Source organism: Bacillus sp. 22190, from assembly GCF_052045575.1.
GTDB lineage: Bacteria > Bacillota > Bacilli > Bacillales > Bacillaceae > Bacillus > Bacillus altitudinis.
Genome location: NZ_JBQEPF010000006.1, coordinates 127478 through 146018, shown reverse-complemented (window position 1 = coordinate 146018; position 18541 = coordinate 127478). Strand labels below are relative to the sequence as shown.

20 protein-coding genes and 1 riboswitch are annotated in these 18541 nt (G+C 39.7%); of the genes, 15 read left to right on the top strand and 5 right to left on the bottom strand.

The window, feature by feature from the left end; translation table 11 throughout:
• From ACTJKA_RS10585 to pbuX, 5 genes are all read left to right on the top strand, one after another.
• Entirely contained in the window at nt 1-198 is a 198-nt protein-coding gene (locus tag ACTJKA_RS10585) for a hypothetical protein (protein ID WP_017359721.1), read from the top strand.
• Nucleotides 199-273: 75 nt separating this feature from the next.
• Entirely contained in the window at nt 274-2211 is a 1938-nt protein-coding gene (locus tag ACTJKA_RS10580; protein ID WP_017367482.1) for an ATP-dependent DNA helicase, read from the top strand.
• Between the two features lie 127 nt (nt 2212-2338).
• Nucleotides 2339-3844, top strand: coding sequence for a carboxypeptidase M32 (locus tag ACTJKA_RS10575; RefSeq protein ID WP_216099369.1), 1506 nt, complete (start codon nt 2339-2341; stop codon nt 3842-3844).
• 339 nt (nt 3845-4183) lie between these two features.
• Nucleotides 4184-4283, top strand: a riboswitch (purine riboswitch).
• A gap of 118 nt (nt 4284-4401) precedes the next feature.
• Nucleotides 4402-4986, top strand: coding sequence for a xanthine phosphoribosyltransferase (gene xpt / locus ACTJKA_RS10570; protein ID WP_268373064.1), 585 nt, complete (start codon nt 4402-4404; stop codon nt 4984-4986).
• Nucleotides 4983-6302: a xanthine permease PbuX gene (gene pbuX / locus ACTJKA_RS10565; RefSeq protein ID WP_048002270.1), complete on the top strand. Its 1320-nt coding sequence runs from the start codon at nt 4983-4985 to the stop codon at nt 6300-6302. The genes xpt and pbuX overlap by 4 nt, the downstream gene beginning before the upstream one ends.
• 65 nt (nt 6303-6367) lie before the next feature.
• Here pbuX and ACTJKA_RS10560 read toward each other — a convergent pair whose 3' ends face one another.
• Nucleotides 6368-7222, bottom strand: coding sequence for a polysaccharide deacetylase family protein (locus tag ACTJKA_RS10560; protein ID WP_241511230.1), 855 nt, complete (start codon nt 7220-7222; stop codon nt 6368-6370).
• A 480-nt stretch (nt 7223-7702) separates the two neighbouring features.
• Here ACTJKA_RS10560 and ACTJKA_RS10555 point away from each other — a divergent pair, with 480 nt between their 5' ends.
• The 7 genes from ACTJKA_RS10555 to ACTJKA_RS10525 all read left to right on the top strand — a co-directional run bounded on the left by ACTJKA_RS10555 (nt 7703) and on the right by ACTJKA_RS10525 (nt 15498).
• Nucleotides 7703-8209, top strand: coding sequence for a GrpB family protein (locus ACTJKA_RS10555; protein ID WP_216099366.1), 507 nt, complete (start codon nt 7703-7705; stop codon nt 8207-8209).
• 317 nt (nt 8210-8526) lie between these two features.
• On the top strand, nt 8527-9624 hold the full coding sequence (locus ACTJKA_RS10550; protein ID WP_216099365.1) for a type III polyketide synthase: 1098 nt from the start codon (nt 8527-8529) through the stop codon (nt 9622-9624).
• A complete protein-coding gene (locus ACTJKA_RS10545; protein WP_322535786.1) occupies nt 9624-10133 on the top strand; it encodes an isoprenylcysteine carboxyl methyltransferase family protein in 510 nt (169 codons plus the stop codon). The genes ACTJKA_RS10550 and ACTJKA_RS10545 overlap by 1 nt, the downstream gene beginning before the upstream one ends.
• A 64-nt stretch (nt 10134-10197) precedes the next feature.
• Nucleotides 10198-10305, top strand: a complete 108-nt coding sequence (gene fbpC, locus ACTJKA_RS10540; RefSeq protein WP_306172627.1) for a Fur-regulated basic protein FbpC — start codon at nt 10198-10200, stop codon at nt 10303-10305.
• 131 nt (nt 10306-10436) lie between these two features.
• Complete coding sequence (locus ACTJKA_RS10535; protein ID WP_336750008.1) at nt 10437-14030, top strand: dynamin family protein; 3594 nt, start codon at nt 10437-10439, stop codon at nt 14028-14030.
• A gap of 41 nt (nt 14031-14071) precedes the next feature.
• On the top strand, nt 14072-14335 hold the full coding sequence (locus tag ACTJKA_RS10530) for a YpbS family protein (RefSeq protein ID WP_008346351.1): 264 nt from the start codon (nt 14072-14074) through the stop codon (nt 14333-14335).
• A gap of 275 nt (nt 14336-14610) precedes the next feature.
• Nucleotides 14611-15498 carry a 5'-3' exonuclease gene (locus tag ACTJKA_RS10525; protein ID WP_216099363.1) on the top strand — a complete coding sequence of 296 codons (888 nt, stop codon included), beginning with the start codon at nt 14611-14613 and terminating at the stop codon, nt 15496-15498.
• Between the two features lie 40 nt (nt 15499-15538).
• Here the strand turns inward: ACTJKA_RS10525 and ACTJKA_RS10520 are convergent, their stop codons facing one another.
• From ACTJKA_RS10520 to ACTJKA_RS10510, 3 genes are read right to left on the bottom strand one after another with little or no spacing between them, the layout of a single operon-like run.
• A complete protein-coding gene (locus ACTJKA_RS10520; RefSeq protein WP_008346357.1) occupies nt 15539-15664 on the bottom strand; it encodes a hypothetical protein in 126 nt (41 codons plus the stop codon).
• Nucleotides 15665-15707: 43 nt separating this feature from the next.
• Nucleotides 15708-16103, bottom strand: a complete 396-nt coding sequence (locus tag ACTJKA_RS10515) for a reverse transcriptase-like protein (RefSeq protein WP_017359712.1) — start codon at nt 16101-16103, stop codon at nt 15708-15710.
• 1 nt (nt 16104) lies between these two features.
• On the bottom strand, nt 16105-16794 hold the full coding sequence (locus ACTJKA_RS10510) for a queuosine precursor transporter (RefSeq protein ID WP_007500834.1): 690 nt from the start codon (nt 16792-16794) through the stop codon (nt 16105-16107).
• A 94-nt stretch (nt 16795-16888) separates the two neighbouring features.
• Here ACTJKA_RS10510 and ACTJKA_RS10505 point away from each other — a divergent pair, with 94 nt between their 5' ends.
• The 3 genes from ACTJKA_RS10505 (at nt 16889) to ACTJKA_RS10495 (ending at nt 18098) form a co-directional block, all read left to right on the top strand.
• Nucleotides 16889-17560, top strand: a complete 672-nt coding sequence (locus ACTJKA_RS10505) for a ribonuclease H family protein (RefSeq protein ID WP_322535784.1) — start codon at nt 16889-16891, stop codon at nt 17558-17560.
• A 1-nt stretch (nt 17561) separates the two neighbouring features.
• Nucleotides 17562-17744 carry a zinc-finger domain-containing protein gene (locus ACTJKA_RS10500; RefSeq protein ID WP_008346366.1) on the top strand — a complete coding sequence of 61 codons (183 nt, stop codon included), beginning with the start codon at nt 17562-17564 and terminating at the stop codon, nt 17742-17744.
• A gap of 171 nt (nt 17745-17915) precedes the next feature.
• On the top strand, nt 17916-18098 hold the full coding sequence (locus ACTJKA_RS10495; protein WP_008346368.1) for a hypothetical protein: 183 nt from the start codon (nt 17916-17918) through the stop codon (nt 18096-18098).
• Nucleotides 18099-18149: 51 nt separating this feature from the next.
• On the opposite strand, the gene cspD is transcribed toward ACTJKA_RS10495, so the two are convergent.
• Nucleotides 18150-18350 carry a cold-shock protein CspD gene (gene cspD / locus ACTJKA_RS10490; RefSeq protein ID WP_003215784.1) on the bottom strand — a complete coding sequence of 67 codons (201 nt, stop codon included), beginning with the start codon at nt 18348-18350 and terminating at the stop codon, nt 18150-18152.
• Nucleotides 18351-18541: the final 191 nt, after the last annotated feature.

Genomic DNA, 18541 nt, shown 5'->3' with positions numbered 1-18541 from the left:
ATGATTCATTATGATCAATTTCAGTTAATTCAAAAAGCACTCGCTTCAACAGCCCGAGAAATAGAAGGGATTGAAACAGGACAATCTGCTAAACTTACGGCAGCCATCGAGAACTTAGCAATGGCTCAAAACTACATAGACCATTCAGAGCACGCATTTTTAATGAAGGAAAGCTACCAACATCGCCTGCGCTCTTAAAAAAAGATTGTCATACCCCAGCATAAATGGTACTATTGAATGTCTGAATGATTCAAAAGTTGGGGGTTGAAGCAGGTGACAGCGTCTCGTTTGCCTTTTTCATTAACAAAAGAACATAATTTTTACGAAGAACTGGGCAACTGGATTGGTGATGTGTTTTATGACATTTTGCCAGAAAAGGGCTTTGATCTTCGAGATGAACAAATATTCATGGCTTTTCAGTTAGAAAGAGCCTTTAAAGAAAAAAGTGTGATGTTTGCCGAAGCTGGGGTAGGCACAGGCAAAACAATCGTTTATCTTTTATTTGCGGTCACATATGCAAGATATACAGGGAAACCTGCGATCATTGCATGTGCAGATGAAACGTTAATTGAACAGCTGGTCAAACAAGAAGGTGATATCTATAAAATTGCCAATCACCTTGATATTCAAATAGATGCGAGATTAAGTAAATCGCATGATCAATATTTGTGCTTAAAGAAACTAGAGAAAACGATGCAACGTGAAGATGATGAGAAGTGGCTCGACATTTATGAATCGCTTCCTTCATTTGTTCATGAATCTCATGGGATGCAGACATTTTATCCGTACGGTGATCGAAAAGAGTATCCAGAATTAACAAATGATGAGTGGTCAAGAATTGGTTATGACTCTTTTCAGGACTGCTTAACGTGCGACATGCGGCACCGCTGTGGCTTGAATTTATCAAGAGACCATTACCGAAAAGCCACAGACCTCATCATTTGCTCTCATGACTTTTACATGGAGCATGTATGGACAAAGGAGTCACGTAAACGTGAAGGACAGCTGCCGCTCCTTCCTGAGCATAGCTCTGTTGTATTTGACGAAGGACATCTTCTTGAATTTGCAGCACAAAAAGCGCTAACATACCGAGTGAAGCAATCAACACTAGAGACGTTTTTGGAACGTCTTTTGCAAAATGATATTCGTGAAGAGTTTGCAGAACTTGTTGAAGATGCACTTGCAACAAACGATCAGTTCTTTTACCTCTTAAAAACGAATGCCAAAGAAATCAAAGGATCACACCGTCTTGAAATTGGTCGTGTAGATGAGGTGAAGCGTTCAGCAAGTGAATTATGTGATTTGCTTGAGAAGATTGGAGAAGCGCTCGTATTTGAATCAGAGATGTACACAATTGATCAATATGAATTGTCTGTTGTGGAAGAGTACATTGAACAGATGGCGTATTCTCTGTCGCTTTATCAGAAAAATGCCATTAGCTGGCTGGAGAAGCAAGAATTAGATACAACCTTTGTCGTCATGCCAAAAACGGTAGCAGAAGTGCTTGGTGAAAAGGTATTTTCGCAAAAAATCCCTTATATTTTCTCATCTGCTACGTTGTCTGAAAACCAATCATTTGATTATTTAGCTGAAAGCCTTGGGATCAAAGATTACTTATCTATGAGTGTGGCTTCGCCGTATGATTATGAGGAGCAAATGCAAATGTATTTCCACGGAATTCAGCAGCCAATGACAGAGTCAGATGTAAAAGGTCAGCACGTGCTGGCTCAGGTAAAAGAAAATGGCGGTCGATCTCTTATTTTATTCCCTTCATTTGATGAACTGCATGTATTTAGAAAGCAGCTCGATGCATCAAATGAATCACTGCCTTTCCATGTGTATTTTGAAGGAGACGAGGAGATCAGTACCATTGTTCAAAAGTTCCAAGCGGATGAAACATCTGTGTTATGTTCCGTTCACTTGTGGGAAGGGCTGGATATTCCAGGACAGTCTCTAACAAATGTGGTCATTTGGGGACTTCCATATCCACCGCATGACCCAGTATTTGAAGCAAAACGGAATGAAGCGAAAGATGCATTTACTGAAGTGGACCTTCCATACATGCTGCTTCGTCTAAGGCAGGGCATTGGTAGACTGATTCGGACAAGCCAAGATGCTGGCAGCATTCATATTTACTTTGGCAGTCAGAAAGATATTGAGCTACAAAGTAAAATTGAATCCGTTCTTCCAGTAAAGCCAGTGATCTCTTAATGATAGAAAACCATTCAATAAGAGGAGGATACGATCAGCGTATCCTCCTTTTTCATTGACAAAAGAACATTTATTGAAGTAGCCTTGAAACGTACATACATATTTTATTGATTGGGGGAACGAACGCATGAGTCTTGAATCAAAAGAGAAAGCGTTTTATCAATTACTAGGAAAAATCGCCCATTATACAGAGGCGCTTCATTTACTTTATTGGGACTCTCGAACACAAGCGCCTAAAAAAAGTGCTGATTTCAGAGCAGAAACCATCGGTCAATTATCCAGCGATATCTTTAATATGAAGACTTCTGATGAAATGAGAGATCTTCTTGATGCATTAAATAAAGAGAAAGAAAAGCTGTCAAAAGACACGCAGAAGGCACTCGAATTATCGCAAAAAGAATATGATGAAAACAGTAAAATTCCAAAAGAAGAATTTAAAGAATACTCCATTCTACAATCAAAAGCAGAACATGTTTGGGTAGAAGCAAGGGAGAAATCAGATTTTTCACTCTTTGCACCCTATTTAAAACAGCTGATTGATTTTAACAAGCGTTTCATCCAGTACTGGGGCGTGAAAAAAACACCATATGATGTGCTGCTCAATAATTATGAGCCGGATATGACGGTTGAACAACTCGATCAAAAATTCGGTGCACTTCGAGACGCCATCGTTCCTCTCGTGAAAAAAATTGAAGCTTCACCAAATAAACCGGATACTTCGTTTTTATCGAAAAGCTTCCCGATCGACAAACAAAAAGAGCTGAGTCTCTTTTTCTTAAAAGAGTTAGGGTATGACTTTGACGCAGGACGACTTGATACAACGGTTCATCCATTTGCTGTGACATTAAGCAGAGGGGATGTACGTGTGACGACGCGTTATGATGAGCACGATTTTCGCATGGCGATCTTTGGCACCATTCACGAATGCGGCCATGCCATTTATGAACAAAATATTGATGAGGCACTGAGCGGAACGCTCTTATGTGACGGCACATCAATGGGTATTCATGAATCACAGTCTCTTTTCTTTGAGAACTTTATCGGCAGACATGAAGATTTCTGGAAAACGTATTATCAAAAGCTGCAAGAGGCATCTCCTGAACAATTTAAAGATGTCACTTTAGAAGAATTTGTGCATGCGGTGAATGAATCGAAGCCGACTTACATTCGAATTGAAGCAGATGAACTCACGTATCCGCTTCACATTATTATTCGCTATGAGATTGAAAAAGCCATTTTCAATGAAGATGTAGCCGTTGAAGATCTGCCGGCGTTATGGAATGAAAAATATAAAGCATATCTTGGCATTACGCCGCCTAACGATGCGCTTGGTATTTTGCAGGATGTTCACTGGTCTGATGGTAGTTTTGGTTATTTCCCTTCATATGCACTTGGTTATATGTATGCGGCGCAATTAAAGCAGCAAATGATCAAAGATTTACCGAATTTTGATGAACTGATTCAAAATGGGTCTTTTGCACCGATAAAAGAATGGCTAACTGAATATGTCCATCAGCATGGAAAACGGAAAAAGCCATCTGAAATCATTCAAGACGCAACTGGTGAAGAATTAAATGTTCAATACTTAATTGATTATTTAACAGATAAGTACACGAAACTATATTTATCATAAATGAAAGGCACCCTTTGATCAGAAGGGTGCTTCAGCGTGTAGACAAACCCTCGCATTCGTTGTCAGGGTCTGCGCGCCGGTGCTCACGAATGGTAAATTCGCTCTGCTCCGGTGCTCGTCCTTCCTAGACTGCAAAGGTTTTCTAACACGCTGAAAAGAAGACAAAGGGCTAAAATAAAGTTCATTTTAGCCCTTTGTCAACAATCTGAGGCACCCTTTAATCAAAAGGATGCTTTTTTGCTGGTTGAATATTCTAAAAACGAACGTTTAAAGCTTAATGATTGTTTAAGTTCGGTATTTTTCTAGAAAAGTGCTTTCCAAGCGTCTGAAATCTTGTTATAATTTGAACACTATAACACTCATATAATCGCGTGATAATGGCACGCAAGTTTCTACCGGACACCGATACCGTCCGACTATGAGTGAGCAAAATGAAACAGCTTTTGTATGAGCTGAAGATCCCGTGGATCGTTTTCGCATTGCTTGCTCCTTAATGGACAGCAATGCTTTTTTTATGCAAAAAAATGAAAGTTGCTAATATGCTGGGAGGAAGAATGATGGAATTGTTACGTCAAAAGATCGAGAACGAAGGAATCGTTCTGTCAAATCAAGTGCTAAAGGTAGATGCTTTTTTAAATCATCAAATTGACCCTGTGTTAATGCATGAGATCGGTCAAGAGTTTGCTAGATTATTTAAGCATGATGGAATTACTAAAATTATCACAATCGAATCTTCTGGTATTGCACCTGCTGTAATGGCTGGACTTGCCCTTCATGTGCCAGTTGTTTTTGCCCGAAAGCGGCAATCACTGACTTTAACGGATAACCTTTTGACAGCAAGTGTGTATTCTTTTACCAAAAAAGTAGAAAGTACGATCGCTGTCTCTAACACGCACCTTAGTGAGGATGATTGTGTGTTAATTATCGACGACTTTTTAGCAAATGGAGAAGCCGCTAAGGGACTAGCTGCAATCGCAAAGCAAGCGAAAGTAAAAGTAGCTGGTTTTGGAATTGTTATCGAGAAATCATTCCAGCCTGGAAGGAAAGAACTTGTGCAAATGGGCTATAGAGTCGAGTCACTCGCACGTATCGAATCGCTCGAGGAAGGAAAAGTCACGTTTGTACGCGAGGTACAATCATGAGTGCCGCTAAAAAAGCCAAAACCCTTTCGCTAGGGATACAGCATGTACTGGCGATGTATGCAGGTGCGGTTCTTGTTCCGCTCATTGTTGGAGATGCGCTTGGGCTCACGCCAGCCCAGCTGACGTACTTAATTTCGGCAGATATTTTCATGTGCGGTGCTGCCACACTGCTTCAAGTATGGAAAAACCGCTTTTTTGGCATCGGTTTGCCTGTTGTACTAGGCTGTACATTTACTGCGGTATCTCCTATGATTGCGATTGGCTCTAAATATGGAATTTCGTCTATATATGGAAGTATTATCGCCGCAGGGTGTATTGTCATTGCTCTTTCATTTTTCTTTGGGAAGCTTGTGAAATTTTTCCCGCCCGTTGTCACAGGTTCCGTCGTCACGATCATTGGAATTACCTTAATTCCGGTCGCCATGAACAATATGGCAGGTGGTGAAGGAAGTGCAGACTATGGTTCTTTTGAGAATCTTGGACTTGCTTTTCTTGTATTGTTTATCATTGTCCTTCTCTATCGATTTACAAAGGGATTCATGAAAGCCATTGCCATCTTAATCGGCATTCTACTTGGGACAGCAGTTGCTGCTTTCTTAGGGAAGGTGGAGACAGCAGAAGTGGCGAATGCACAAGTTTTCCGCATCATTGAGCCTTTTTACTTTGGGTTGCCTACTTTTGAATTTGCACCAATCATGACAATGACATTAGTTGCCATTGTGTCATTAGTCGAATCAACGGGTGTATACTTTGCGCTCGGAGATTTAACGAATCGTTCATTAAAAGAGAAGGATTTAGCAAAGGGATATCGTGCAGAGGGAATTGCCGTCTTATTAGGCGGTATCTTCAACGCTTTTCCATACACAGCCTACTCCCAAAACGTTGGATTGATCCAATTAACAGGTGTGAAGAAAAATCAGGTCATTGTGGTGACAGGTGTATTATTAATGGTATTTGGCCTTTTTCCTAAAATCGCGGCATTTACAACGATTATTCCAAAATCCGTTCTAGGCGGTGCAATGGTCGCCATGTTTGGGATGGTCATTGCGTACGGGATTAAAATGCTCTCACGCGTCGATTTTGCCAAACAGGAAAACTTACTCATTGTCGCATGCTCAGTTGGCATCGGGCTCGGAGTAACGGTTGTGCCGCAAATGTTTGAGCATTTGCCAGAATCGATTAAATTGTTAACAAGTAACGGAATTGTCGCCGGAAGCTTTACCGCTATTTTGCTTCATATTATTTATCACATGATTCCTTTTAAAAAAGAAACAGAGAAGGAGCTAATGGAAGAACCTAAGCAATCTGTTATGTAATCACTTCTCTTTGGAGAGCTGAAAGCCCGCATCCTTTGGATACGGGCTTATTGTGATTAGCGCTATTAATGTTGTACCGGCGGCATTGTTTCGTTAATGACTGCAAATGTATAGCCCCTTGCTTTTAGTTGTGTAATCAGGCTATCTAAATAGTTCGTGGTAGAGGGTTGATCATGCATTAAAATAACTTTTGGTTCCCATGGTTTATTTTTCTCAAACATTTGCAGTTGATTCAATACCTCTTGAACATATTGTGAGTTTTTATATCTCCAGTCAAGGCTATCAATCGTCCAATCCCAGTAAATAAAGCCATATTGGTTTAAGCGTACTTTTTGATCATATGTTAAATTTGGAACACTGCCATAAGGTGTTCTCACAAGACGGGTGTAAACGCCTGTAACAGAAGCAAGAATGCGCTGAGCTTCTCTCATTTCATTTGCGGGAGACTCACTGTTTTGATAAAAGCGGTTTATATCATGCGTCATGCCATGAAGCCCTAATTGATGTCCTTCTTGATAAAGTCTTTTCACAGCTGCTTGGTGAGCTTGGATTTGCGGTCCAAGCATGAAGAATGTCGCCTTCACTTGATGTGCTTTTAAGACATTTAACAGCTGATTTGATGTAGCAGAAGGGCCATCATCAAATGTTAAAAAGACCGTTTTATTCGTTGTCTGTTGGTTTGGATTGGTCTTAAATTGTTGATCCAATGTTCTTGTAGAATGATCTTTTGCTTTCAGGCTGATACTTGTGTCTCGGAAGTCACTGCTAGTAACAATTGTTGCTTGCCCATTTGTCGCCTGCAAATGGGGTTTAGACATATCCCAGATAAAAAAGAGAAACAGTGTAAGAAGCACTAAACCAATTATCTTCGAGAGAAATATCGTGTTGTAGGGTGTTTGTTTTTTGGACACCTTTTTCATGACAATCACTCCAGTCAATTAAATTTTGTGCCGAATCATGTAGTAGATTCTGTCTTTTTTCACTGTTTTTCATGGTGTTCATATTGATTAAGTATACAGGAAAAAACCCCCTTTTCATATAAAATCATCAAATAAATTAGCATTTTATGGTTATTTATTTGTGTTGATCAGAAAAAAAGGTGATCCATTCATGTTTAAATGAAAGGTGGGGTTTGTCTACGGTCAGCACTTTTCATTTGAGAGGTGTTTTTTTGCATAAAGCTATGTTAACTAACCCTATTAATAATCATTTTTGTTCTTTAGATATAAAACTAAGATGAGAGTGAATGGTTAAGAAGCGTATTGAATGACATCAACCAAGAAATAGATCTAAACGAATAGGATGATTGTTAAAATCTGTCTGCTCTCTCCATATGGGACTTATGATAAAGTTGGTTTATTAACATTCTCCAAATGGGTGTTAAAAGGTGGGATAAGTAAATGTTAGGATTACCAAGAGGGGAAGTTTTTTTAGTGCCTTGGTCTATGGAGTGGAAAAACGAATATGAAAAAGAAAAGCGCCAGATAATAGCTGATATTGGTCCATACACAATCAATGTACATCATATTGGAAGTACGGCAGTAAAAGGTTTAAGCGCTAAGCCAATTATTGATATTGCAATTGAAATAGAACATTTTTTTGATGGAGAAAAATGTGTAAAAGCGTTGGAAGGACTCGGTTACTCATATAAAGGAACAGACGTATTACCTGAAAGACACTACTTTAATAAAGGAGAACCACGAACACATCAAATCCATATGTACCAAAGACATAATAAGTATTTACTTGAACAGTTAAATTTCAGAGATTACTTGAGAAATAATGAGCAAGCTAGAAGTGAGTACCAACAGCTTAAACTTAAATTATCAAGATTACATGGAAATGACAAACACAAATACGCACATGAAAAAACTGCTTTTATTAAGTCAATCCTCGAAAAGATTTAGGTGAGGGTTTGCTCTTTAGATGTTCATAAGAGAGGTCATTCACAGAGGAACTCCCAATTAACGGAGTTCTTTTTTTTCATTAAATCACCATTATTTTTGAACATAAATTGCATAAAAAAAGCAGGTTCGCTTGGCTTGGAACGAACCTGTGAAGGAGGAAAACTACATCATGTTTTCACCTATATTATCCAATATTTATCAATTGTCGTCAAGACAAAAAGTTAGACGGAGGAAAATATTTTGACTGAATTGTGTCGTTTTGGCATGTATATCCTTTTTTTGATTGGGGATATTAACCGAAAAAAGAGGTGAAGCCGATGGCATACATTCTTTCAGTTGGAACAAGTCTGCCAAAACATCATGTGGATCAGCAAGCAGCTGCTCAATTTGCAAGATCTCAATTTAAACGATCGTTTAAAGATATTGATCGACTATTAAAAGCTTTTAATAATGGCGAAATAGAGAGCAGGCAGTTTGTCCAGCCTATTGATTGGTATCAAGAACATCACTCTTTTGAAGAGAAAAATAATCTCTATGTCGAAAAAGCATTGGCTCATGCGAAAGAAGCCGTTTTTCACTGTCTGCATGAAACAGCGTTCCTTACAAAGCCAGTTCCTTTTGATGAGATTGATGCTTTGTTTTTCATCTCCAGTACAGGGTTATCAACGCCAAGTCTTGATGCAAAGCTGATGAATGTTCTTCCATTTTCTCCTTATACGAAACGAGTGCCGATTTGGGGGTTAGGCTGCGGGGGCGGGGCGGCAGGCTTATCCCGAGCTTATGAATACATCAGGGCGTATCCAGAAGCGAAAGTGCTAGTTGTTGCCTGCGAGCTTTGCAGCCTCACTTTTCAGCCGCAAGATCAATCAAAAAGCAATTTAATTGGAACCTCGCTGTTCGGTGACGGGACTGCGGCCGTTCTTTTAACTGGAAAAAAGGCTGCCTCTAAGTATACGCGGCTAAAAACAGTACCTAAAGTGCTTGGTACGCAGTCAGTGACCATGAAAGATTCTGAGGATGTGATGGGATGGGATTTTACCGCCGACGGATTTCGGGTCATCTTCTCACGTGATATTCCGTCCATCATTTCTGGGTGGTTAAAAGAGCAAGTGGATCAATTTTTACATCAGCTAGGGTTTTCAACAGAGGATGTATCCGTTTTTCTTGCTCACCCTGGAGGAAAAAAAGTGATTGATGCCTATCTTGAAAGCCTATCTTTACAAGATCATCAGCTATTCTCTTCAAAAGAGGTTCTGAAACAGCATGGAAACATGTCCTCTGCCACCGTTTTATATGTTATGAAGCATTTTCTTGAACATCAGTCAATAGATGCAGGACAGGTGGGGCTTTGCGGAGCACTTGGTCCAGGCTTTTCGTCAGAATTATTGCTCATGAAATGGGAGGGGCTCTCGTGATGATTTTCTGGATAGTGATTGGCATTTTCATTTGTCAGCGCCTCATTGAAGTGCTTGTGGCGAAAAGAAATGAAAAGAAGGTGAAGGCGCTCGGAGCGATTGAATTTGGTGCAAGCCATTATCCTTATATGGTCGCTATGCATGCAGCTTTTTTCCTCTCGCTTATTGGAGAGACATGGCTGCTGCATCTTCAACCGTCTCGTTTTTTCCTATTGCTGCTTGTGTTCCTGCTTGCGACCCAGGTGATTCGGTACTGGGCACTATGTTCACTTGGGACGTATTGGAATACAAAAATCTTAGTCGTTCCAAATGCGATGATTGTGAAAAAGGGGCCGTATCGCTGGTTAAAGCATCCTAACTATGTGGTGGTGGCGATTGAACTGATGTTCATTCCGCTGCTATTTAACGCATTTATTACTGCCATTTTGTTTACGTGTTTAAATGGATGGATGATGATGATCAGAATACAAACAGAAGAAAAAGCACTGAATCAGTATTTATTAAATTAATATTGAAAATCATTATCAATTGTGCTACACTTTCATTAATGATAAACATTCTCAATCATGAAGGATGGACGGTGATCACATGACAATGATTTTCTTACTCGGTACGGTCTGTGTATACAGCTTATTGATTGGCTTCGTATTAAAAGGTGTTTCAAAAAAATCTGCTTCCTGATTGCAGTCCATTGTGACTGATCGGGCAGCAGATTTTTTTATTTCCTCAGATCAGAAGAAAAATCTCTTTATTTTGTGTAAAATGGTACACATACATAACTGACTTTTCTAAAAACAAAGGGGTTTATCGTCATGAAAGACTTGTCTATTCGAGATTCGCTCGTTCAAACTACAGGTGCTTTATATCAAAGCCTTCTGAAAAGGGATGATCACGAGCGCGCAGCCAAACTTGCATCTATTATGAAAAAGGAAGCTGAAGAAGAAGTGTATATCGCATTTACCGGCCACTATTCTGCTGGTAAGTCATCACTAGTGAATCATCTTCTTCATGATCACATCCTGCCCACAAGCCCAATTCCAACGAGTGCAAACTTGGTTGTTGTCAGGAAAGGGGTCAGTGAAGTTCAGCTCCATACGTCTGATGGACGTTTTGCAAAAATGAGCGGTTCTTATGATAAAGAAGCGGTGCAGCGTTTTTGTAAAGATGGGGAACAAATTGAGATGGTGGAAATTAGCGGTGATTATAGTGGACTTGAAGAAAAAGTGGCACTCATTGATACGCCGGGAATTGATTCAACGGATCATGCGCATTTTTTATCCGCTGCTTCGATTCTTCATCAAGCAGATGCTCTTTTTTATGTCGTTCATTATAACCATGTCCATTCTGAAGAAAACATTCGCTTCATTCGCTCGATTAAAGAGAAAGTGCCTAATCTTTATTTCATCGTCAATCAAGTGGATCGGCATGATGAACAAGAGACAACTTTTGAAGACTACAAAAAACAAGTCGTTGAGATGCTTTTAAAAGAAGGCATTGAAGAAGAACATCTATATTTTACTTCTGTGACGGATGAGGCACACCCAAAAAATGAAATGATCCGTTTAGTGAAGAAACTACAAGAATTACAAACCATGCCTAAAGCATCGCTTCGAGCCTATACAGAGCAGAAAATCGAACATGTTTTAAAAGAACATATAGACTCGTTAAAAGAAGAACTGCATGAAGAGGACCTTGATAAGCACCTTCAAGAAAAAAGGAATGAAGTGAAAGAACTAGAAGAGAAACGTCGATTTATTGAAAATGGTGCAAAGCAGGTAGAAGATGAAGTGTCTTCTGAAGTAGAGAACATCTTAAAAAATGCAAACCTCACGCCATTTAAGATGCGAGAGCTTGCAAGTGACTATATCGAATCGAAAGCACCTGGCTTTAAAGTGGGTTTACTATTTGCCAAAAATAAAACCGAGCAGGAAAAGGAAAAGCGGGCAAGTGATTTCTTAGCAGATGTAAAAAAGAGAATGAAAGCGGAAGTTGACTGGCACATTGCCGAGCTCCTTAAAAAAGAAATAAAACAGCATCAGCTTGGCGAAGCGTTATTAGACAAAGCCATGGCATTTGAGACACCTATTGAAGAATCCCTGCTTGAAAAGGTCATTCACCAAGGGGCAACTTTTTCTAACGAATACGTTCTTCAATATGCGAAAGATGCTGGTGAAGCATTGAAAAGACAGGCGAAACAGCAAGCGCTTCAATTGATTGAACAGATGATTGAAACCTTGAAAGACCAGCTCAAGAATGAACAGGAGAAGCAAGAGGAAAAATGGGAGCAAGCGAAACAAGAGCTTCAGAGCCTTGAGGGGTATAACGAAAAAAATGAACAAATAAGACAGGATATTCAGCATTTATGGGATATTTGGCAAAACGGAACGGATGAGCATATCCCAGGCGACTGGTTTTATGTGAAAAAGCAATGGATGCAGCACGACCAGCTGGAGAAGAATCACGCATCAATTCATGTTAAAGAGAGCGATCAAGCTGCTGAACAGACAGAGCGCGATCAATACCGTCAATCGCAGCATTTAACAACAGCACAATCAATTGCACAATTTAAAGAGCTTTCCCGCATTTTATCGCCTTTAGATATTCTAAAGTCTCAAAGAGATTCCTTTGAAAAACGAACAGAGCGGCTGCAGGCAAAAGAATTTACACTCGCTTTATTTGGCGCTTTTAGTTCTGGAAAATCTTCTTTTGCCAATGCGCTTGTTGGACGGAAGGTGTTACCCTCATCTCCTACGCCAACAACTGCAACAATTAACAAACTGACACGACCTACGGAAGATCATCCTCATGAAAGTGTTAAAGTGGTGTTTAAAACCAAGCAGGACATTCTAGAGGAACTCGATCAGATTCTTGGATTTTCGATCAAAACAGAAAAAGGAGATTCGTTTAAGGCAAAGCTGGAAAGAGTGCTGAAAAAACGGCAGCTCGAACAGGATCACCGAATCATTGTAGAACATTTTCTACAAGCCTATGCCAAGTTTCATGATGACATTGACAACCAAACCAATTTACATGTCACACTTCAAGAATTAAAGCCTTATGTAGCGGAAGAATCTGTTTCTTGTGTGGTGAAGGAAGTGACGGTGTATTTAAGTACACCTTTGACAGATAAAGGACTGACGATTGTCGATACACCAGGTGCAAGCAGTATGAATAAGCGTCATACAGAAATCGCCTTCCAGTATATGAAGGATGCAGACGCCCTTCTTTATTTAACGTATTATCAGCACTCTTTCTCAAAAGCTGATCGCTCATTTTTACGGAAGCTTGGACTCGTAAAAGATTCCTTTAGCATGGATAAAATGTTCTTTATCATCAATGCAGCTGATTTGGCTAAGGATCAAGCAGAGCTTGAAACCGTATTTGACTATGTACGAAGCGAGCTCACAAAAGAAGGCATCCGCAATCCAAACCTGCATCATGTGTCTAGTAAGGAAGAGATCGAAGGGAAAGAGCCGACATCTTATAATCAATATGCAACACTGAGAAAACAGCTCGACTATTTTATTGAGGAAGAATTAACGAAAGATGCCATTGAACTTTTGCATTTTGAAGCTAATACATTATGTACAACGGTCGATAGACTACGTGCGACCTTGCATCAATCAGAAGATGAGAAAGAAGCTGAAAAGAAAAACATCAAGACATCCTATGAAGCCATTCTCGAAAAAATGCAAGATGTGAAACGGTCTAAACTTGTGACTGAAAGCGTAAAAAAAGACGTGCATGAACAGCTCTATCATATTGTACAGCGGCTTTCATTATTTGCGAATGATCTGTTAAAGTCGGCCTTTTATCCTGGCATATCTCAAGGGAATTTTGGTCAGCAGTTAAAAAAGGCACTTGAGAAAGCGTTAAAGGAGTATGAATTTGAATTTGTGCAGGAGCTCAAGGCGCTTGATATCCGAATGGAATCGTTTATACACCATTATTTCCAAGAGGAGTGGGAAAAAGGGATGCAGGTTGCATGTGCGGAAGATCCTTACTTTTCTCTCAGCCTGTCAGCCCCTGAGGAGAAAAATGCTGAGCTAAAACAAATTGAAGTCGAAGCAGAGATTGCACCATTTGAGCCGCTTTTAAAGAAACAAAAATCAGCGAAAGCCTTCTTTGAACAAAATGAAAAGGCTACGTTTATTGAAGCCATTCGAGATATTCTACATCAAATGACAACACGTTGGGCAGATAACGAAAAAGAAGAGTTGCTGAGCAGATATGAACAGCTAGTGAAGACCTATACGGAAAGGTACGAACAAGATGCTCTCCAACAGCTCAATGAGCAAAAACAGACATTTATGACGAGCCTTACAACAGATGCTGAAAAACAGGCGATCATTGAACAAGTTTATGAACAAACAAATGAATGGAAGAACCAGTTGAAAACGATATGATTCATGATAGACTATATAAAAAAGAAAGCAGTTGATAGACGATGACGAGCGTACACGAAGAAATTTCTGCACATTCACAGAAACAACATGCCCACATCCAATCTTTTCTTGCACTTGAACAAAAAAGAGAGCAGGCGATTGAATCGGCTGTGAAAAAATGTGAACACAATGAACCATTTTCAACAGATGAGATCAATGCCATTACGTCTAAAATGAATGAGCTTGCCCGAGGCGGAATTGTTCCGCTTCGTAAACATGTCACGATTGAGATGGTGGAGGAATACACCCAGCGTAAACAGAAGTAAAGAGTAACTTTCTCATTTTTGGTCATCTTAACAAATGAACCAGAAAGGGGAATGATCATGGCAAAAAAGCAAAACGTAAAGCAGCAGGAGGAGCGCATGCCGAAGGAAAAAGACATGCCATCCTACGCAGAAGCGGAAACGAAAAAAATGCAATATGGTAAAAAGTAATCGGGCTGCCTCTTCTTTATCAAAAAGAAGAAGGCGCCTTTTTTATGTTCGTTTCGATGTTCTATGATAGAATAGGAGTATTGTTTATAAAAAGGGAGATTAGATGAATGAATAAACACGTCTTACTTGTAGATGGCATGGCACTTCTTTTTAGGTCGTTTTATGCGACGGCTGTCCATCGCAATTTTATGATAAATGATCATGGTGTGCCGACAAATGGAGTGAATGGTTATTTGAAGCATTTGTTAACAGCTGTCCAAACATTTGAGCCGACTCATATCGTTTGCTGCTGGGATATGGGAAGCCAGACATACCGGAACGAATTGTTTCAAGATTATAAAGCCAATCGAGGCGAGGCGCCTGTTGAGCTTATCCCGCAGTTTGATTTAGCAAAAGAGGCGACAGAAGAACTGGGGATCATGAACATTGGTGTGAAAGGTTTTGAAGCAGATGATTGTATTGGAACGCTTGCATCAATCTATCAAAACGAAGCACATGTGACTGTCTTAACAGGAGATAAAGATTTGCTGCAGATCTTGAATGAACAAGTGACCGTGGCTTTGATGCAAAAAGGCATAGGGAATTATAAGCATTATACAAAAGCCTTTTTTGAAGAGGAAATGGGCATATCTCCAAAGGCGCTGATTGATATGAAAGCGCTGATGGGTGATGCTAGCGATAATTACCCTGGTGTAAAAGGAATCGGCGAAAAAACAGCATTGAAATTTATTCAAACGTATGAAACGATTGATCGACTGTTAGAAAATGTTCATGCATTAACGGCAGCTCAGCAAAAGAAAATGCAAGCAGGTTTAGAAGATCTGAAGCTTTCTCGTATACTGGCAGAAATTAAATGTGATGTACCACTCAGCTGTCCGATTGACGAAACAAAAATAAAAATGGATCCAGAGCGGGCAGCGGCAATGCTTCGCTTGCATCAAATCAAAGGGATCGAACCAATGGTTAACCGCTTAAGTCAATTAGGAATCAGTTAAGGTTGTTCTTACGCAGAAAAGAAACAAAGGGCTACATGTATTAGCCCTTTGTGTTGCTTTTTTTCGCCTTATTTTCTAATTGCGATATTGGCTGTTTATCTTTTGTTTGCGCATCACCTTGAGGAGTCGTTCCGTTTGTGACACGGCCTCTGTTCTCTTTATCCAATTCGTATCACCTCACACATTAGCATAACCAAAAGAAAAGCGATTCATCCTTTTGAAAGGTGAATCGCTTTTCTAGCTAGCTGATCAGCCACTTGATTTTCCTTGCTCGGAATCCACTTAATGAAAAATAAATCAAATTCGCTTTGAAGCTGCAGCATTTCTTCGATGAAATGACGAAAAGATGGATTTTTAGCAAATCCTGCATTGGCTGCACGATCCACTACTTGTGAATCAGTGCGGAATGAAACGGTCCGTAATCCTTTTTCTACGCAAATTTTCATGCCTTCAATGAGCGCAGAAAACTCTGCTTCATGATTGCTCATGATGCCAAGAGGAATGGAGAAAGACTCAGCTTTTCCGTCATATTTCAAGAAAATGCCGATGCCAGATGGACCTGGGTTTCCGGCACTAGCACCGTCAATATATATTTCAGCTGGCAATTTATTTCCCCCTTTCATCAATCGGAACCATTTTTTTCGCCGCATAGGCATAAGGTGTGCCAATGGCAGCGACGATAAATTTAATCACATAAGTCGTGATGAAAATTTCGATCCATATATGGAATGGGTAGGTCCCAAGAAAGGCAATAGTTGTGAAAACGAGTGTATCAAGCAGTTGGCTAATCATTGTACTCCCCGCATTTCGCAGCCAGAGCGCACCATCTGAAGGAAATATCCGGCGAATAAACGAATATACATAAACATCTAACATTTGACTGATGATATAAGCAGCAAGGCTACCAAGAGCGACCCTTGGCATAAAGCCAAATATCGTTTCTAATGATGATTGGGAAATGTCAGATGGAGCGGGATGGAAAAGCAAAGCCTCCTGCATGACAACAGTTAATGTTAAAAGGGTGGCAAAGCCAATCCAGACAGCTTTTTTCGCTTCGGTTTGTCCATATTTTTCATTTAGGACGTCCGTTGCAAAGAACACACTGCCGTATAAAATGTTGCCAAGTGTTGCCGTTAAGCCAAATAATTCAACGGTTTTGACCACTTGTAAATTGGCAGCAACTGTTGCAAAACCAATCCATACGAAAAGCCCCATCTTGCCAAATCCTTTATAAAATAGAAGAACAATGATAAAATTAATGATCGCGAATAAGATCCAAATACCTTCATTAAACAAGTGACATGAACTTCCTTTCTAAATGTAAAATGTAACTTTTTGATTATAGCATAACGAACGTTTACCTTAAAAGTATGGGAAGGCGATGTGATCAATGAAACTAAGAGCGCACTATACAATGAAAGTGAAATCGATTGGGTCCATTGCTTTTTTCCAAGAAGATTGGATGGAGCTCAAAGAGGCCTTGCTTTTAGCAAAATATATAGACAAAAAAGAACCGCAGTCACTTCTATCATTTGAAGATGAAAAGGGTGCGATGTGGTCGACGAAAGAACTTGAAAAGCTAAACGAAGAACTTAGGCTTGAACCCGATCAGCTTCAGGTCTATTTTGATGCGAGTTTTCGCAAAGAAACAGGTGATGCTGGGCTTGGAATTGTCGTGTATTATCAGCTCGGACAGGATGCATACCGATTAAGGAAGAATCAGCCTTTTCAGAGCACCACGAACAATGAGGCAGAGTATGCGGCTTTATTTGAAGCGGTAAAAGCTTTAAAAGAACTGGGAGCCAGCAGAAACTCTGTAACGATTAGAGGAGATTCTCTTGTTGTGATGAATCAGCTCAAAGGGGAATGGCCTTGTTATGATGATATACATAACAAATGGCTCGACCGAATTGAGGCTGCGATCAAAGAGCTGAAGCTCACGCCAACATATGAAGTCATCGATCGTAAACAAAATGCAGAAGCAGATCAGCTTGCCAGACAGATACTTGCAGACGTCCCTATCGAAAGTAAGTTGAAATTAGAAGTAGACGGAGCTGAATAAAGTGGATAAAAAAACAGCAGTAAAAGAATTAACAGATCTTCAAGACACGTATTGTTCAGATTGTTTGATTAAGAAGCACTTTCGTAAAGAATTTGGTAAAAAATACGCGCACTCCTTTTGTATTCAGCAATGCACGGTAGGAGAGAAGATCAAACAATACGGGAATGAATTACTAAAAAAATAAGCGTACACTCCGGTTTTCCCCTAGATGTATCATACGCTCACGAAAAAAAACGAATAGAATGTGTAAAAAAAGAACATATTCTGAAAAATGAGCCGATATAACTATAGAAAGTTTTGGTTGAGTTACTTTTTGACTAAGTGACGGATAATAGAGGAAAAGGGGAAGGCCGGCATGGATAATAAGGATTTTGAAACGGTATTACATCGGACATTTCAAGAGGTGTACAGTGATCTAGAGCAACTGGTAGATGTTGCAAAGAAGGGAAGACCTTTTCTCGAAAAAGATATCTCTGAAATTGAACAAAGATTAAAGCAAAATATTTTAGCGATTGAAATTCAGCTGAAAATCAAATAAGAGAGGCATACGCCTCTCTTTATTTTGTCGTTTCATCATTGATTGAGTTGATTAGATTTTTGTTACGTTTGCAGCTTGAGGTCCACGATTACCTTCAACGATTTCAAAAGAAACTTCTTGTCCTTCTTCTAGAGATTTGTAACCGTCACCTTCGATAGCTGTGAAGTGAACGAATACGTCGTCTCCGCCTTCAACTTCAATGAAGCCGAAACCTTTTTCATTATTGAACCATTTTACTTTACCGTTTTGCATATTGCTTTTTCCTCCTAGTACTGTAGCACACCTTTTGGCATACTAAAAAAAATTTTTCATCACCTAACGACTTAAGAAGTTGTTAAATGATGGTTCCACTATACACCATCAAAAGTAAAGCGTCAAGCAGGCAAGCCAAATTTTGAGCAGAATGTTTGATTTTTTTGTTTTTTTAGTGAATGACATTTATC

What these genes read in the sequence shown, in the direction of transcription:
- ACTJKA_RS10585 (WP_017359721.1), top strand. Translation starts at nt 1, where the DNA reads ATGATTCATTATGATCAATTTCAGTTAATTCAAAAAGCACTCGCTTCA.
- ACTJKA_RS10575 (WP_216099369.1), top strand. Translation starts at nt 2,339, where the DNA reads ATGAGTCTTGAATCAAAAGAGAAAGCGTTTTATCAATTACTAGGAAAA.
- xpt (WP_268373064.1), top strand. Translation starts at nt 4,402, where the DNA reads ATGGAATTGTTACGTCAAAAGATCGAGAACGAAGGAATCGTTCTGTCA.
- pbuX (WP_048002270.1), top strand. Translation starts at nt 4,983, where the DNA reads ATGAGTGCCGCTAAAAAAGCCAAAACCCTTTCGCTAGGGATACAGCAT.
- ACTJKA_RS10560 (WP_241511230.1), bottom strand. Translation starts at nt 7,222, where the DNA reads ATGAAAAAGGTGTCCAAAAAACAAACACCCTACAACACGATATTTCTC.
- ACTJKA_RS10555 (WP_216099366.1), top strand. Translation starts at nt 7,703, where the DNA reads ATGTTAGGATTACCAAGAGGGGAAGTTTTTTTAGTGCCTTGGTCTATG.
- ACTJKA_RS10550 (WP_216099365.1), top strand. Translation starts at nt 8,527, where the DNA reads ATGGCATACATTCTTTCAGTTGGAACAAGTCTGCCAAAACATCATGTG.
- ACTJKA_RS10545 (WP_322535786.1), top strand. Translation starts at nt 9,624, where the DNA reads ATGATTTTCTGGATAGTGATTGGCATTTTCATTTGTCAGCGCCTCATT.
- fbpC (WP_306172627.1), top strand. Translation starts at nt 10,198, where the DNA reads ATGGACGGTGATCACATGACAATGATTTTCTTACTCGGTACGGTCTGT.
- ACTJKA_RS10535 (WP_336750008.1), top strand. Translation starts at nt 10,437, where the DNA reads ATGAAAGACTTGTCTATTCGAGATTCGCTCGTTCAAACTACAGGTGCT.
- ACTJKA_RS10530 (WP_008346351.1), top strand. Translation starts at nt 14,072, where the DNA reads ATGACGAGCGTACACGAAGAAATTTCTGCACATTCACAGAAACAACAT.
- ACTJKA_RS10525 (WP_216099363.1), top strand. Translation starts at nt 14,611, where the DNA reads ATGAATAAACACGTCTTACTTGTAGATGGCATGGCACTTCTTTTTAGG.
- ACTJKA_RS10505 (WP_322535784.1), top strand. Translation starts at nt 16,889, where the DNA reads ATGAAACTAAGAGCGCACTATACAATGAAAGTGAAATCGATTGGGTCC.
- ACTJKA_RS10495 (WP_008346368.1), top strand. Translation starts at nt 17,916, where the DNA reads ATGGATAATAAGGATTTTGAAACGGTATTACATCGGACATTTCAAGAG.
- cspD (WP_003215784.1), bottom strand. Translation starts at nt 18,350, where the DNA reads ATGCAAAACGGTAAAGTAAAATGGTTCAATAATGAAAAAGGTTTCGGC.